The organism is Geodermatophilus chilensis (assembly GCF_002802985.1).
Lineage (GTDB): Bacteria > Actinomycetota > Actinomycetes > Mycobacteriales > Geodermatophilaceae > Geodermatophilus > Geodermatophilus chilensis.
Genome location: NZ_NVPT01000008.1, coordinates 21,030 through 34,896, shown reverse-complemented (window position 1 = coordinate 34,896; position 13,867 = coordinate 21,030). Strand labels below are relative to the sequence as shown.

General features: G+C 74.4%; 12 protein-coding genes and 3 tRNA genes. 11 read left to right on the top strand and 4 right to left on the bottom strand.

The window, feature by feature from the left end:
* Positions 1–113 precede the first annotated feature (113 nt).
* From serA to cimA, 3 genes are all read left to right on the top strand, one after another.
* On the top strand, positions 114–1,715 hold the full coding sequence (serA, locus tag CNO22_RS02465; RefSeq protein ID WP_100497771.1) for a phosphoglycerate dehydrogenase: 1,602 nt from the start codon (positions 114–116) through the stop codon (positions 1,713–1,715).
* A gap of 16 nt (positions 1,716–1,731) precedes the next feature.
* Entirely contained in the window at positions 1,732–2,754 is a 1,023-nt protein-coding gene (locus CNO22_RS02460; RefSeq protein ID WP_100497770.1) for a 3-isopropylmalate dehydrogenase, read from the top strand.
* A 296-nt stretch (positions 2,755–3,050) separates the two neighbouring features.
* Positions 3,051–4,631, top strand: a complete 1,581-nt coding sequence (cimA, locus tag CNO22_RS02455) for a citramalate synthase (protein ID WP_100497769.1) — start codon at positions 3,051–3,053, stop codon at positions 4,629–4,631.
* Between the two features lie 109 nt (positions 4,632–4,740).
* On the opposite strand, the gene CNO22_RS02450 is transcribed toward cimA, so the two are convergent.
* Positions 4,741–5,070, bottom strand: coding sequence for a putative quinol monooxygenase (locus CNO22_RS02450; RefSeq protein ID WP_100497768.1), 330 nt, complete (start codon positions 5,068–5,070; stop codon positions 4,741–4,743).
* A 25-nt stretch (positions 5,071–5,095) separates the two neighbouring features.
* Complete coding sequence (locus CNO22_RS02445; protein ID WP_100497767.1) at positions 5,096–5,476, bottom strand: VOC family protein; 381 nt, start codon at positions 5,474–5,476, stop codon at positions 5,096–5,098.
* A gap of 60 nt (positions 5,477–5,536) precedes the next feature.
* Here CNO22_RS02445 and CNO22_RS02440 point away from each other — a divergent pair, with 60 nt between their 5' ends.
* The 8 genes from CNO22_RS02440 (at position 5,537) to galK (ending at position 11,861) form a co-directional block, all read left to right on the top strand.
* Entirely contained in the window at positions 5,537–6,349 is an 813-nt protein-coding gene (locus CNO22_RS02440) for a fumarylacetoacetate hydrolase family protein (protein ID WP_100497766.1), read from the top strand.
* Positions 6,346–7,827, top strand: coding sequence for a glutamate--tRNA ligase (gene gltX, locus CNO22_RS02435; protein WP_100497765.1), 1,482 nt, complete (start codon positions 6,346–6,348; stop codon positions 7,825–7,827). The genes CNO22_RS02440 and gltX overlap by 4 nt, the downstream gene beginning before the upstream one ends.
* Before the next feature lie 4 nt (positions 7,828–7,831).
* Positions 7,832–9,127 (top strand): CPBP family intramembrane glutamic endopeptidase, encoded by a 1,296-nt coding sequence (locus CNO22_RS02430; RefSeq protein WP_100497764.1) that lies wholly within the window; start codon positions 7,832–7,834, stop codon positions 9,125–9,127.
* Positions 9,113–9,184 (top strand) — tRNA-Gln (locus CNO22_RS02425). Before CNO22_RS02430 ends, CNO22_RS02425 begins: the two co-directional genes overlap by 15 nt.
* Positions 9,185–9,224: 40 nt before the next feature.
* Positions 9,225–9,297: transfer RNA gene (locus CNO22_RS02420), tRNA-Glu, on the top strand.
* A gap of 105 nt (positions 9,298–9,402) precedes the next feature.
* A tRNA-Glu gene (locus CNO22_RS02415) sits at positions 9,403–9,475 on the top strand.
* Positions 9,476–9,618: 143 nt separating this feature from the next.
* Positions 9,619–10,707: a galactose-1-phosphate uridylyltransferase gene (galT, locus tag CNO22_RS02410; RefSeq protein ID WP_100497763.1), complete on the top strand. Its 1,089-nt coding sequence runs from the start codon at positions 9,619–9,621 to the stop codon at positions 10,705–10,707.
* Complete coding sequence (gene galK, locus CNO22_RS02405) at positions 10,704–11,861, top strand: galactokinase (RefSeq protein ID WP_100497762.1); 1,158 nt, start codon at positions 10,704–10,706, stop codon at positions 11,859–11,861. Before galT ends, galK begins: the two co-directional genes overlap by 4 nt.
* A 46-nt stretch (positions 11,862–11,907) precedes the next feature.
* On the opposite strand, the gene CNO22_RS02400 is transcribed toward galK, so the two are convergent.
* Positions 11,908–13,017: a sulfite oxidase gene (locus CNO22_RS02400; RefSeq protein WP_100497761.1), complete on the bottom strand. Its 1,110-nt coding sequence runs from the start codon at positions 13,015–13,017 to the stop codon at positions 11,908–11,910.
* Positions 13,018–13,117: 100 nt separating this feature from the next.
* Complete coding sequence (locus CNO22_RS02395; protein WP_269799565.1) at positions 13,118–13,780, bottom strand: IclR family transcriptional regulator; 663 nt, start codon at positions 13,778–13,780, stop codon at positions 13,118–13,120.
* Between the last annotated feature and the right edge of the window lie 87 nt (positions 13,781–13,867).

The window sequence follows — 13,867 nt, the reverse complement described above, 5'->3', positions numbered from 1 at the left end:
CGCCCGTCCCCACCCGGGCAAGCGAGCCCACCCCTCGGCGGGAGGTGTCACGGGAGCCCGCGGGATGGGGCTGACCGGGCCAGGGACGGCGCCGCTCCCTAGGCTGTGGTCCCGTGACCACGACCGCGCCCGTCGTCCTGATCGCCGAGGAACTCGCGCCCAGCGTGCTGGAGGTGCTGGGCCGCGACGTCGAGATCCGCCACGTGGACGGCGCCGACCGCGCCGCGCTGCTGCCCGCGCTGGCCGACGCCTCCGCGGTGATGATCCGCAGCGCCACGCAGATCGACGCCGAGGCGCTGGCCGCCGCCCCGAACCTGAAGGTGGTCGCGCGCGCCGGCATCGGCCTGGACAACGTCGACGTGGCCGCAGCGACCGAGCGCGGCGTCATGGTCGTCAACGCACCCACGTCGAACATCGTCAGCGCGGCCGAGCACGCGGTGGCGCTGCTGCTGGCCGCCGCCCGGCACATCCCGGCCGCCGACGCGTCGCTGCGCGAGGGCACCTGGAAGCGCTCGAAGTTCACCGGCGTCGAGGTCACCGACAAGGTGGTCGGCGTGGTCGGCCTGGGCCGGATCGGCCAGCTGGTCGCCCAGCGGCTGGCCGCCTTCGGCGTCACGCTGATCGCCTACGACCCCTACATCCAGCCGGGCCGTGCCGCCCAGCTCGGCGTGCGCATGGTGTCGCTGGAGGAGCTGCTCCGCGAGGCCGACTTCATCACCATCCACCTGCCGAAGACGCCGGAGACCCTCGGCCTCATCGGCGTCCCGGAGCTGGCCACCACCAAGCGCGGCGTGATCATCGTCAACGCCGCCCGCGGCGGGCTGGTCGACGAGGCGGCGCTGGCCGAGGCGCTGACGTCGGGCCAGGTCGGCGCGGCCGGCATCGACGTCTACGCCCAGGAGCCGTGCACCGACAGCCCGCTGTTCGGGCTGCCGAACACCGTCGTCACCCCGCACCTGGGCGCCTCGACCACCGAGGCGCAGGACAAGGCCGGCACCGCGGTCGCGCACTCCGTGCGGCTGGCGCTGCAGGGCGAGTTCGTCCCGGACGCGGTGAACGTCCAGGCCGGCGGGGTCGTCGCCGAGGACGTCCGCCCCGGCCTGCCGCTGGCCGAGAAGCTCGGCCTGGTGTTCACCGCCGTCGCCGGCGGGCTGGCCCAGTCGGTGACCGTCGAGGTACGCGGCAAGATCGCCGAGTTCGACGACTCGGTCCTGCAGCTCGCCGTCCTCAAGGGCGTCTTCTCCGACGTCGTGGCCGAGCAGGTCACCTACGTCAACGCCCCGCTGTTCGCCGACCAGCGCGGCCTCGAGATCGCGCTGATCAGCGACGTGGAGAGCCCCGACTACCGCAACCTCATCCGCGTGCGCGGTGCGATGGCCGACGGCACCGAGGTGACGGTCTCCGGCACGCTCTTCGGCAAGAACCAGGTGCCCAAGCTGGTCGAGGTCAACGGCTTCGACATGGACCTGGACGCCTCGGGCTACCTGCTGTTCTTCGTCTACACCGACCGGCCCGGCGTCGTCGGCACCGTCGGCGCGGCCCTGGGCGAGGCCGGCATCAACATCGCCGGTGCCCAGGTCAGCCGCACCAACCGCGGTGGCGAGGCGCTCATGGCGGTGACCGTCGACAGCCCGGTCCCGGCCGAGCTGCTCGGCGACATCGCCGGCCGGATCGGCGCGCGTGAGGCCCGCTCGGCGGACCTCACCCCCCGTTGACCTAGGGTCGTTCTCCATGCGCCTGGCAGTGATCCCCGGAGACGGCATCGGCCCGGAGGTGGTGGCCGAGGGCCTCAAGGTCCTCCGCGCGGTCGCCCCCGACGTCGAGAGCACCCCCTACGACCTCGGTGCCTCGCGCTGGCAGCGGACCGGCGAGCTGCTGCCGGACACGGTGCTCGACGAGCTGCGCCGGCACGACGCCATCCTGCTGGGCGCCATCGGTGACCCCAGCGTCCCGCCGGGGATCCTCGAGCGCGGCCTGCTGCTGCGGCTGCGCTTCGAGCTCGACCACCACGTCAACCTGCGCCCGGCGCGGCTCTTCGACGGCGTCCGCAGCCCGCTGGCCGCGCCCGGCCCCATCGACATGCTCTGCGTGCGCGAGGGCACCGAGGGGCCCTACGTGGGCAACGGCGGCGTGCTGCGCCGCGACACCCCGCACGAGGTGGCCACCGAGGTCAGCCTGAACACCGCCTTCGGCGTCGAGCGGGTCGTCCGCTACGCGTTCGAGCGGGCGCTGGCCCGGCCGCGCCGGCACCTGACGCTGATCCACAAGACCAACGTGCTCACCCACGCCGGGTCGCTGTGGTCGCGGACGGTGGAGGAGGTCGCGGCGGAGTTCCCCGAGGTCACCGTCGCCTACCAACACGTCGACGCGGCGTCGATGTTCTTCATCACCGACCCGGGGCGCTACGACGTCATCGTCACCGACAACCTGTTCGGCGACATCATCACCGACGTCGCCGCGGCGGTGACCGGTGGCATCGGCATGGCGGCCAGCGGCAACCTGGACACCTCCGGCACGCACCCGAGCATGTTCGAGCCGGTGCACGGCTCGGCACCGGACATTGCCGGGAAGGGCGTCGCCGACCCGACGGCCACGGTGCTGTCGGTGGGCCTGCTCCTCGAGCACCTCGGCCGCGGCGACGAGGCCCGCAAGGTCAACGCCGCCGTCGCCTTCGACCTCTCCACCCGCGACCCGGAGGGTCCGGTGCGCACCCAGGAGGTCGGCGACCGGCTCGCCGCGCTCGCCGGCGGCTGAAAGAGGACCCCGTCCCCCTCACCGGAGAAGGACCCCGTCCTCCCCACCCTTCGCAAGCTCAGTGCGGGAGCCTGGACGGGGCCGCGGCGAGCCTCCGGACGGGGCCGCCCCCCGTCGTCCCCGCGCCCGTGGTTGCCGGGGACGGCGGGGCGCGTGCTTCACTAGGGGGCGATGTCGCACTCCAGCACGATCATCATCGCCTAGCGCGCAGCCCACCTCCCCGGACTGCGCGCAGACCTCCCGTTCCCGGGGGGTCTTCTTCGTGTCTGGGGCAGGTCCGTCTCCCGGAGGACCCCGTGCCGACTCCGACCAGCACCGACTTCCACGTCTTCGACACCACTCTGCGCGACGGCGCCCAGCGCGAGGGCGTGAGCTACTCCGTCGCCGACAAGCTGGCCGTCGCCCGGCTGCTCGACGAGATCGGCGTCGGTTACATCGAGGGCGGCTGGCCGGGGGCACTGCCCAAGGACACCGAGTTCTTCGCCCGCGCCCGGACCGAGCTCAAGCTGCGGCACGCCCGGCTCGTGGCGTTCGGCTCCACCCGCAAGGCCGGCGTCCGCGTCGAGGACGACGCCCAGGTGCGCGCGCTGCTCGACGCGGAGACGCCGGTGGTGTGCCTGGTCGCGAAGTCCGACGTCCGGCACGTGCGCGAGGCGCTGCGGACGACGCTCGACGAGAACCTCGCGATGGTGCGCGACACCGTCGCCTTCCTCGTCGGGCACGGCCGGCGGGTGTTCGTCGACTGCGAGCACTTCTTCGACGGGTACGCCGCCGACCCCGACCACGGCGTCGAGGTGCTGCGGACGGCGTTCGCCGCGGGCGCCGAGGTCGGCGTCCTGTGCGACACCAACGGCGGCATGCTGCCGATGGGCGTGGGCCGCGTCGTGGCCGACGTCCGTGCCCGGGTCGACGGGAAACTGGGCATCCACTGCCAGGACGACACCGGCTGCGCCGTCGCCAACACCCTGGCCGCGGTCGAGGCCGGTGTCACCCACGTGCAGGGGACGGCGAACGGCTACGGCGAGCGCGCCGGTAACGCCGACACCTTCGTGCTGATCGCCAACCTGGTCACCAAGATGGGCCTGCCGGTCGTCCCCGAGGGCTGCCTGGCCGAGCTGCAGCGGGTCAGCCACGCCATCGCCGAGCTGGCCAACATCGCCCCCGACGACCACCAGCCCTACGTCGGCGCGTCGGCGTTCGCGCACAAGGCCGGCCTGCACGCCAGCGCGATCAAGGTCAGCCCCGAGCTGTACAACCACCTCGACCCCGAGCTCGTCGGCAACGACATGCGCATCCTGGTCACCGAGATGGCCGGCCGCGCGTCGGTGGAGCTCAAGGGCCGTGAGCTCGGCGTCGACCTCGACGGGCACGCCGACGTCATCGGCCGGGTCGTCGACCGGGTCAAGGTGCTCGAGGCCGGCGGCTGGTCGTTCGAGGCCGCCGACGCCTCCTTCGAGCTGCTGCTGCGCGCCGAGCTGCCCGACGCCGCGCCGCCGCTGTTCGAGCTGGAGAGCTACCGGACCTCCGTCGAGCACTGGGGCAACGGCCAGGTCATGAGCGAGGCCACGGTCAAGGTGCACGTCGACGGGCAGCGGGTCATCAGCACCGGCGAGGGCAACGGCCCGGTCAACGCCCTGGACAACGCGCTGCGCCAGGCGCTAGTCAGCCGCCACCCGCAGCTGGCCGACGTCTCGCTGGCCGACTACAAGGTCCGCATCCTGGGCTGGAAGGGCGGCACCAGCGCCACGACCCGGGTGCTCATCGACAGCACCGACGGGGTGGGGGAGTGGACCACCGTCGGCGTCCACGACAACATCGTCGAGGCCTCCTGGCACGCCCTGGTCGACGCCCTCACGTATGCCGTCCGGCACCGATGACGGTGACACCGCGGCCAGGTGCCGTCCCCGGCGCGCGCCGAGCCCACCCCGTGTCCCGGCCGGGGGACCCTGCGGGCCCCCCGCGACCGGGCCACCCCGGGGGCGGTGGTCAGCCCCTCGGCTTGACCTCACCCATGGGGCCGAAGCCGCTGACCTCCGGGGCGTCGATGTAGATGATCTGCGGCTGCTCGGCGACCAGGTCCGACATCCAGTCGAAGGCGGCCTTGGCGTGCGGCGTGGCCACGTGCGAGGCGCCGGCCTCGGAGTCCCGGAAGCCCTCGATGCAGACGAAGGTGTTCGGGTCCTCGACGCTGCGGGACCACTCGAAGAACAGGGTGCCCTCCTCGGCGTTCACCGCCCGGGCGTACTCGTCGGCGTGGGTCCGGAACTCGTCGATGCGGTCGGGCCGGACGGGCATCTTGATGACGATCAGGATCATGTCGGTCTCCTCTGTCAGGACTCGGTCACAGCGGATCGAGGCGGCGGCGCAGGAGGCAGAACACATTGCCCTCCGGATCCGCCAGCACGTACCAGCTCTCCGTGCCGGACTGTCCCACGTCCGCCCGGGTGGCCCCCAGTGCGAGCAACCGTTGCAACTCGGCGTCCTGGTCCCGGTCGGTGGGACTGACGTCGACGTGCAGCCGCGCCCCGCCCGGTGCCGGCTCGGCCACCGGGGCAAAGACGAGCGTCGGCGCCGGACCGCCGAAGCCGAGGACGGGACCGATCTCCACGCTGCCGTCCTCCTCCCGGCAGAGGACCTCGTACCCGAGGACCTCGGCCCAGAAGGCCGCCAGCGCCTCCGGATCGCGGCTGTCCACCACGAGCTCCGAGAAACGGCAGGCCATGGAGGCACGCTAGGTCCTCCTCGGCACGGCCGCGCGCAGGACGACGACTAGCCTCGGAGCGTGCGCATCGTCCGCTTCGCCTCGCCCTCGGGCATGTCCTTCGGCGTCCTCGACGGCGACGGCCAGGTCGCCCAGATCGAGGGCCACCCGTTCGGGACCATCTCCTTCACCGGCCAGCGGTACGCCCGGGCCGACGTGCGGCTGCTCTCGCCGATCCTGCCGAGCAAGGTGGTGGCCGTCGGCAAGAACTACGCCGACCACGTCAAGGAGATGGGCACCGGCGACGCCCCGTCGCAGCCGCTGCTGTTCCTCAAGCCGTCGACGACGGTGATCGGCCCGGGCGATGCCATCCGCATCCCGCCCGGCAGCACCAACGTGCACCACGAGGTCGAGCTGGCCGTCGTCATCGGCGCCCGCGGCGCGCGCCACGTGTCGCCGGAGCAGGCGCTGGGCAGCGTGTTCGGCTACACGATCGCCAACGACGTCACCGAGCGGGACATGCAGGCCGGTGACGGGCAGTGGACCCGCGCCAAGGGCTTCGACTCCTTCTGCCCGCTGGGCCCGTGGATCGAGACCGACCTGGCCGGTCTCGGCAAGGACCCCGCCGACCTCGAGGTCACCTGCACGGTGGACGGCGAGCTGCGCCAGTCCGGCCGCACCAGCCAGCTGCTCTTCGGCATCCCGACGCTGGTCTCCTACATCTCGCAGGTGATGACCCTGCTGCCCGGCGACGTCGTGCTCACCGGCACCCCGGCCGGTGTCGGCCCGATCCGGCCCGGCCAGCGGGTCGAGTGCAGCATCGAGGGGCTGGGGACGCTGACCAACGGCGTCACCGGCGCCGACGCCGCCTCGACCGCCGGGGGCGTGCGATGACCGCCCCTGCGGTGCGCACGCGGTTCTGCCCGTCGCCGACGGGCATGGTGCACGTCGGCTTGCTGCGGACGGCGCTGTTCAACTGGGCGCACGCCCGCCACACCGGCGGCACCTTCGTCTTCCGCATCGAGGACACCGACGCCTCCCGCGACTCCGAGGAGTCCTACCGGCACCTGCTCGACAGCCTGCGCTGGCTGGGCCTGGACTGGGACGAGGGCCCCGAGGTCGGCGGGCCGCACGGTCCCTACCGGCAGTCCGAGCGGCACGAGGTCTACCGCGAGGTCGCCCAGAAGTTGCTCGCGGCCGGGCACGCCTACGAGTCCTTCTCCACCAACGAGGAGGTCGAGGCCCGCCGGCTGGCGGCCGGCCAGGACCCGAAGCTCGGCTACGACAACGCCGACCGCTTCCTCACCGACGAGCAGAAGGTCGCCTTCCGCGCCGAGGGCCGCGAGCCGGTGCTGCGGCTGCGGATGCCCGACGAGGACCTCGCCTGGACCGACCTGGTCCGCGGGGAGATCCGGTTCGCCGCAGGCTCGGTGCCCGACTTCGTGATCGTCCGGGCCAACGGCGTGCCGCTCTACCCGTTCGTCAACCCGGTGGACGACGCCCTGATGGGCATCACCGACGTGCTCCGCGGGGAGGACCTGCTGCCCTCCACGCCGCGGCAGCTGGCGCTGTACGCCGCGCTGACCGACATCGGCGTGGCCTCCGGCGCCCCGCGGTTCGGCCACCTGCCGTACGTGACGGGGGAGGGCAACAAGAAGCTCTCCAAGCGCGACCCGCAGTCCAACGTCGACGTGTACCGCGAGCGCGGCTTCGTCCCCGAGGGGTTCGCCAACTACCTCGCGCTGCTGGGCTGGGCGATCGCCGAGGACCGCGACGTGTTCTCCATGCAGGAGATGGTCGAGGCCTTCGACGTCACCCGGGTCAGCGCGAACCCGGCCCGCTTCGACCTCAAGAAGGCCGAGGCGATCAACGCCACCCACCTGCGCGCGCTGCCGGTGGAGGAGTTCACCGAGCGGGTGGTGCCCTTCCTCGCCCGCGCCGGGCTGGTCGCCGAGCCGCCGACGGCCGAGCAGCGGCGCGTCCTCGAGGCGATCGCCCCGCTGGCCCAGGAGCGCATGATCGTGCTCTCCGACGCCGTCGGGCTGCTCGGCTTCCTGTTCGTGGACGACGTCGAGATCGACCCGGCGGCCGCGGCCAAGCAGCTGGCCGGCCCGGAGGCGGCCGAGGTGCTCGGCGCCGCGCAGGACGCGCTGCGCGAGCTGCCCGAGTGGACGACGCCGGCCATCGAGACGGCGCTCAAGGAGGCGCTCGTGGAGGGGCTGGGCCGCAAGCCGCGCCAGGCGTTCGGCCCGGTCCGCGTCGCGGTCAGCGGCCGCACGGTGTCACCGCCGCTGTACGAGTCCCTCGAGCTGCTGGGCCGCGAGCGCACCCTCGCCCGCCTCGCCGCGGCGAGGGCCGCCGTCCCCGGGTGACCGGGTGAGCGCGACCGGACCGCCCGGCTGGGCCGGCCCGGACGACGAGCCCTACACCGGGCCGCCGCCGACCGGGCCCTACGGCGCGCCGCCCTACGTCCCCGGAGCACTGCACGGCGTGCACGCGCTGCCGGCCGTGGGGACGGCGGCCGGGCCGGTCCCGTGGCCGCTGGGGCCGGTGCCGCTGCAGCCCGGGCCGCACACCGTCCCGCCGTGGGGGCCGCCTCCCGGACCGCCGTGGGCTCCCCCGCCCGGGATGCAGTGGCAGCCGGCGCCGGGCACCCCGCCGCACGACGAACCGGTCGAGTACCTGCAGGCCATGCGTTCGCGCGACTGGCGCTGGTGGCGGCCGCTGCTGGGCCTGCTGCTGTTCGCGCTGGTCTACCTGGTCGCGACCGTCGTGGCGACCGCGGTGGTCTTCGTCGGCGGCTTCGCGGCGGGGGCGCTGCCCGACCCCACGGCGATCGACCCGACCGACCTCGTCGACCCCGGCCTGCTGCTGCTGACGAACGTCTCGCTGATCGTCGCCATCCCCTGCGTGTGGCTGGCGTGGGCCGCCGCGCACGGGATGCCGATCGGCTGGTCGTCGTCGGTGCTGGCCCGGCTGCGGTGGCGGCTCCTGGCGCCGTACACGCTGATGACGCTGCCCACGCTGGTCGCGGGGCTCCTGCTCAGCGTCCTGCTGGGCTTCGTGGTCGGCGACTGGGAGGCCACCGGCCCGGTGGACGGGTTCGGGTGGTTGCTGCTCGTCGTGCTGCTGACCACGCCGCTGCAGTCGGCCGCGGAGGAGTACGTGTTCCGCGGCTACCTCAGCCAGGCCGTCGCCGGGTGGGTCGGCCGGCCGCGTGCGGGCGCGGTGGTGGCCGCGGTGCTGACCGCCGCACTGTTCTCGGCGGCCCACTTGCCGCCCGACGTCTGGACGTTCCTCGACCGGTTCGCCTTCGGGCTGGCCGCCTCGGCGGTCGTCTGGCTGACCGGCGGCCTGGAGGCGGCGATCGTGCTGCACGCCGTCAACAACGTGGTGGTGTTCCTGCTGGCCGGCTCGCTGGGGGAGGGGGTGGCCACCGACGCCGTCCCGGCCGGGACCGGTGTGCTCGTGGTGCTCATCGACCTGCTGGCCATGGCCGCCTACGTCGGCCTGGTCGCGCGCACCCGCCGGCGGCTGCGGCCGGAGGTGCGGACCGCCTCGTACGACCTGCGACCACCGTCACCCCGGGGGGTGCCCGGACCGCGCCCGGACATCGGGTATGCTCTTGTCCAGCGCCGCGAGGTGCAGCACCACCCTTGGGGTATGGGGTAATTGGCAGCCCGACGGTTTCTGGTTCCGTTAGTCTAGGTTCGAGTCCTGGTACCCCAGCGAGGAAGCCTGGTTCCTCAGCACACCGCACCACCCGCACGGCCCCGTCGTCTAGCGGCCCAGGACGCCGCCCTCTCACGGCGGTAGCGAGGGTTCGAATCCCTTCGGGGCTACAGCGAGCGAGAGCCCCCGGCCACCCGGCCGGGGGCTCTCGTCGTCCCCGGGGCCGGCACCCGGCGCAGGGGTTCCCGGCGCCGCGTGGCACCATGGTCCCGCACGGCCCCGTCGTCTAGCGGCCCAGGACGCCGCCCTCTCACGGCGGTAGCGAGGGTTCGAATCCCTTCGGGGCTACACCGAGCGAGAAGCCCCCGGTCACCCGGCCGGGGGCTCTCGCTGTCCCCGGGCCCACCGGAGTGGCCCCGTCGTTGGGGCGGGTCTAGCGTCGGGACGCCGTTCACGCACAGTCACGAGCGGCGGGAAGGCAGGTTCCACCCGTGATCCGGACGAGTCGTCGGCTGGCCGACGGCCGGGAGGTCCTCTACTTCGACGCCGGGGACACCGCACCGCCGCGCACCGCCGAGGACCCCCGCGACCTGCCCGCGGTGAGCACCCGGTCGCAGCTGCGCTGGGACCCGCTGCTCGGCGAGTGGGTGGTCCTGGCCTCGCACCGGCAGACGCGGACCTTCCTCCCGCCGGCGGACCTCTGCCCGCTGTGCCCGACCCGGCCCGGCCGCGAGCCCACCGAGGTCCCGGAGGCCGACTACCAGGTCGTCGTCTTCGAGAACCGGTTCCCGTCCCTGGCGACGGCGGTCGCGCGCGACGTCCCCCCGGCCGCGCCCGGCGCCCCGCTGAGCGAGCTGCGGCCCGGCTTCGGCCGCTGCGAGGTCGTCGTCTTCACCAGCGAGCACGACCGGTCCTTCGCCACGCTCGGCGCCGACCGGGTCCGGCTGGTCGTGGACGTGTGGGCCGAGCGAACCGCGGAGCTGTCGGGCATCGACGGGGTCGAGCAGGTCTACGTCTTCGAGAACTCCGGCGAGGAGATCGGGGTGACCCTCTCGCACCCGCACGGGCAGATCTACGCCTATCCCTTCGTGGCGCCGCGGGTGGAGAAGGTGCTGGCGTCGGTCGAGCGGCACCGGCGGGAGACCGGCGGCGACCTGTTCGCCGACGTGCTCACCGCCGAGCGCGCCGGGCCCCGCGTGGTCACCGCCAACGAGCACTGGACGGCGTTCGTGCCGGCCGCCGCCCGCTGGCCCTACGAGCTGCAGGTCTTCCCGCACCGCCGGGTGCCCGACCTGCCCGCGCTCACGGCTGCGGAGCGCGACGCCCTGGCGGAGGTCTACCTCGACGTGCTCGGTCGCTTCGCCCGCCGCTTCGACGCGCCCATGCCCTACATCGCCTCCTGGAACCAGGCGCCGGTCAGCCGCGGTCGCGAGGACTGGTGGCTGCACCTGCAGCTGTTCTCGTTGCGCCGGGCGCCCGGGAAGCTGAAGTACCTGGCCGGCTCGGAGTCCGGCATGGGCGCGTTCATCACCGACACGGTCCCCGAGGACGTCGCCGAGCAGCTGCGGAAAGTGCGGTGACGGCGGTCGACCGGGCCCGGGAGGCCTTCGCCGCGGCGTTCGGCGGGCCGCTCGAGGGGGTGTGGGCCGCGCCCGGCCGGGTGAACGTCATCGGCGAGCACACCGACTACAACGACGGCTTCGTGCTGCCGGTGGCGCTGCCGCAGACCACCCGGGCCGCGGTCGCCCGCCGGGACGACGGGCTGGTCGCCCTCGTCTCCGCGCAGCACCCCGGCGACCGGGTGGAGGTGCCGGTTGCCGAGCTCGCGCCCGGGCGGCCCGGCGGCTGGGCGGGCTACCCCGCCGGCGTCGTCGACGCGCTGCGCGACCGCGTGCCCGGCGGGGTGAGCGTGCTGGTCGACGGCGACGTCCCGGCCGGCATGGGGCTGTCGTCGTCCGCCGCGCTGTCCTGCTCGGTGGCGCTGGCGCTGCGCGACCTCGCCGCCCCCGACCTGGCCGTCGCCGACCTGGTCGACGTGGCGCGGCGGGCGGAGAACGACTTCGTGGGCGCGCCCACCGGCATCCTCGACCAGTCCGCGTCGCTGCTGTGCACCGCCGGGCACGCGCTGTTCCTCGACACCCGCGACCGCAGCACCGAGCAGGTGCCGCTGGACCTGCGCGCGGCCGGGCTGGAGCTGCTCGTCGTCGACACCGGGACGACCCACGACCACGCCACCGGCGGCTACGGCGACCGGCGTCGGGAGTGCGAGCAGGCCGCCGAGCGGCTCGGGGTGCGCGCCCTGCGCGACGTCCCGGACGTCGCCGCGCTGGCCCCGCTGGACGACGGCACGCCCGAGGGTGGGGTGCTGCTGCGGCGCGCGCGGCACATCGTCACCGAGAACGCCCGGGTGCTGGAGGTCGTGCGGATCCTGCGCGGGACCGCCGACCCCGGCGCGATCGGGCCGATGCTCACCGCCGGGCACGCCTCGCTGCGGGACGACTTCCAGATCTCCACCGTCGAGCTCGACACCGCCGTGGCCACCGCACTGGAGGCCGGTGCCGCCGGCGCCCGCATGGTCGGCGGCGGCTTCGGCGGCAGCGCCGTGGTGCTGGTCGACGCCGACCGCACCGACGACGTCGCGCGGGCGATCACCGACCGCTTCGCGCAGCAGGGCTTCACCCCTCCCCGGGCCTTCGCGGTCGTGCCCTCCGCAGGCGCCCGGCGCCTGGCCTGACCCACAGGCTCCCCGCCGGGCACCGACCCCTGGCCGTGCCGGCGGCTCAGTCCGCCAGCACGGTCACCGGCACGCGCTGCACCAGGTTGTTGGCCATGCCCTGCCGGTTCCAGACCGGCTCGGTGGGCTGGCTGCCCTCGGCGTCGGTCGCCCGGGCGAGCAGCTCCCAGGTCCCCGGCTCCGCCGTCCACGGGAACGACCAGGCCCGCCAGGCGAAGGGGTGCGCGGGGTCGGCTGGGGCCAGCTCGGCGGCCGACCAGGTGGCCCCGCCGTCCGTGCTGACCTCGACACTGGTCACCGGCGCGCGGCCGGACCAGGCCCGCCCGGTCAGCGTCACCGGTCCGGGCCGCAGGAAGCGCTCGCGGGTCATGAAGTCCGGCCAGCCGGGCGGGGTGAGCAGCGCGCGGGGCGCGATCCGGGTGACCGGCTCACCGGCGTCGCCGGCCTCCACCTTGAGCCGGTAGGCCGTGGCGTTCTGGAAGCCGTCGAAGGGCCGGTCGAGCACCTCGACGCGGGTCAGCCACTTGACGTGGGCCATGCCGTACCAGCCGGGCACCAGCAGCCGCAGCGGGGCGCCGTGCTGGGGCGGCAGCGGCATCCCGTTCATCGCCCAGACCAGCAGCACCTCCGGGCGCATCGCCTCGGCCAGCGGCAGGCCGCGCGCGTAGTCCTGCTCGACGCCGCGCTCCACGCCGTGGTCGGCGCCGGTGAAGACGACGTCGACCGCGCCGTCGGCGATCCCGGCCTCTTCCAGCAGTGGGGCCAGCGGGGTGCCGGTCCACTCGGCGGTGCCGACGGCCTCCAGCAGCCACGGCTGGCTGACCGGCCGCGGCTCGTAGCGGGCGCGGCCGTTGCCGGCGCACTCCAGCAGCACCCGGGAGGTGACCGACGGGCGGCGGTGCAGGTCCTCGAGGGTCAGGCGCAGCGGGCGGTCGACGGCGCCGCCGATCTGCAGGGACCAGGTGGCCGGGTCGACGGCGGGGATGTCGTAGTGGGTGAGCACGTAGTGCAGCCCCGGCGGCGTGACGTCGTAGCGCAGTGCCTCCAGCGGCATCCCGTGGTTGCGGGTGGCCAGCGCCAGCTCGTCGAGGCCGATGCCCTCCCCGGGCTCGGCGATCCGGGCGCGGCCGCGGTACGTGGGCTCGGTGGCGGTCATGGCCCCAGTCTCGCCCGGGGGACCGCGGAGGGGAACTGCCCGGACGGTCAGGCGGTCAGCGGCCCCGCGCTCCTCCTCGCGTTGGTCATGGGGTCCTCTCTCAGCGGGCGGCGCGGGAGATGGCGCCCGCGGCCTCGAGCACCGCGCCCACCACCTCGGGGGCGGGACGGCGACCCAGCCGCTCGACCGGCCCGGAGATGGAGACCGCGCCCAGGACCCCGCCCGCGGAGTCGCGCACCGGCGCCGACAGCGACGCCACCCCGGGCTCGCGCTCGGCGATGCTGTGCGCCCAGCCCCGGCGGCGGACGTCGAGCAGCGTGCGGGCGGTGAAGCTGGCGCTGGGCAGCAGCGGGGTGACCTCGTCCGCGGGGGCGAAGGCCAGCAGCGCGTGCGCGGCCGACCCCGCCGTCATCGGCAGCCGCGCCCCCACCGGCACGGTGTCGCGCAGCCCGTGCGCCCGCTCGGCGGCGGCCACGCAGACCCGGCTGGCGCCGTCCCGGACGTAGAACTGGGCACTCTCCCCGCTGGCGTCCCGCAGCGAGACCAGGTGCCGGCCGGCCAGCTCGGCGAGGTCGGCGACCCCGCGGCCGAGCTCGCCCAGCGCCGGGCCGGGCGCCCACGCGCCGGCCGGGGTGCGCCGGACCAGGCGGTGCCCCTCGAGCGCCACGGCCAGGCGGTGTGCGGTCGCCCGCGGCAGTCCGGTGCGCTCGACCAGCTCGGCGAGGGTCGCGGGCTCGGCGGCCACGGCGCGGAGGATGGCCACCGCTTTGTCCAAGACGGCGACGGGGTTAGGCTGTCCCACACAGCAATACTCGCATCCCACATGGTGAGATGGCCAGCGTGGTCGTCC

Bases quoted from the DNA above. Each gene is read 5' to 3' on its own strand.
- CNO22_RS02450 (WP_100497768.1), bottom strand. From the start codon at position 5,070: ATGATCCTGATCGTCATCAAGATGCCCGTCCGGCCCGACCGCATCGAC.
- CNO22_RS02445 (WP_100497767.1), bottom strand. From the start codon at position 5,476: ATGGCCTGCCGTTTCTCGGAGCTCGTGGTGGACAGCCGCGATCCGGAG.
- CNO22_RS02400 (WP_100497761.1), bottom strand. From the start codon at position 13,017: ATGACCGCCACCGAGCCCACGTACCGCGGCCGCGCCCGGATCGCCGAG.
- CNO22_RS02460 (WP_100497770.1), top strand. From the start codon at position 1,732: ATGCGCCTGGCAGTGATCCCCGGAGACGGCATCGGCCCGGAGGTGGTG.
- gltX (WP_100497765.1), top strand. From the start codon at position 6,346: ATGACCGCCCCTGCGGTGCGCACGCGGTTCTGCCCGTCGCCGACGGGC.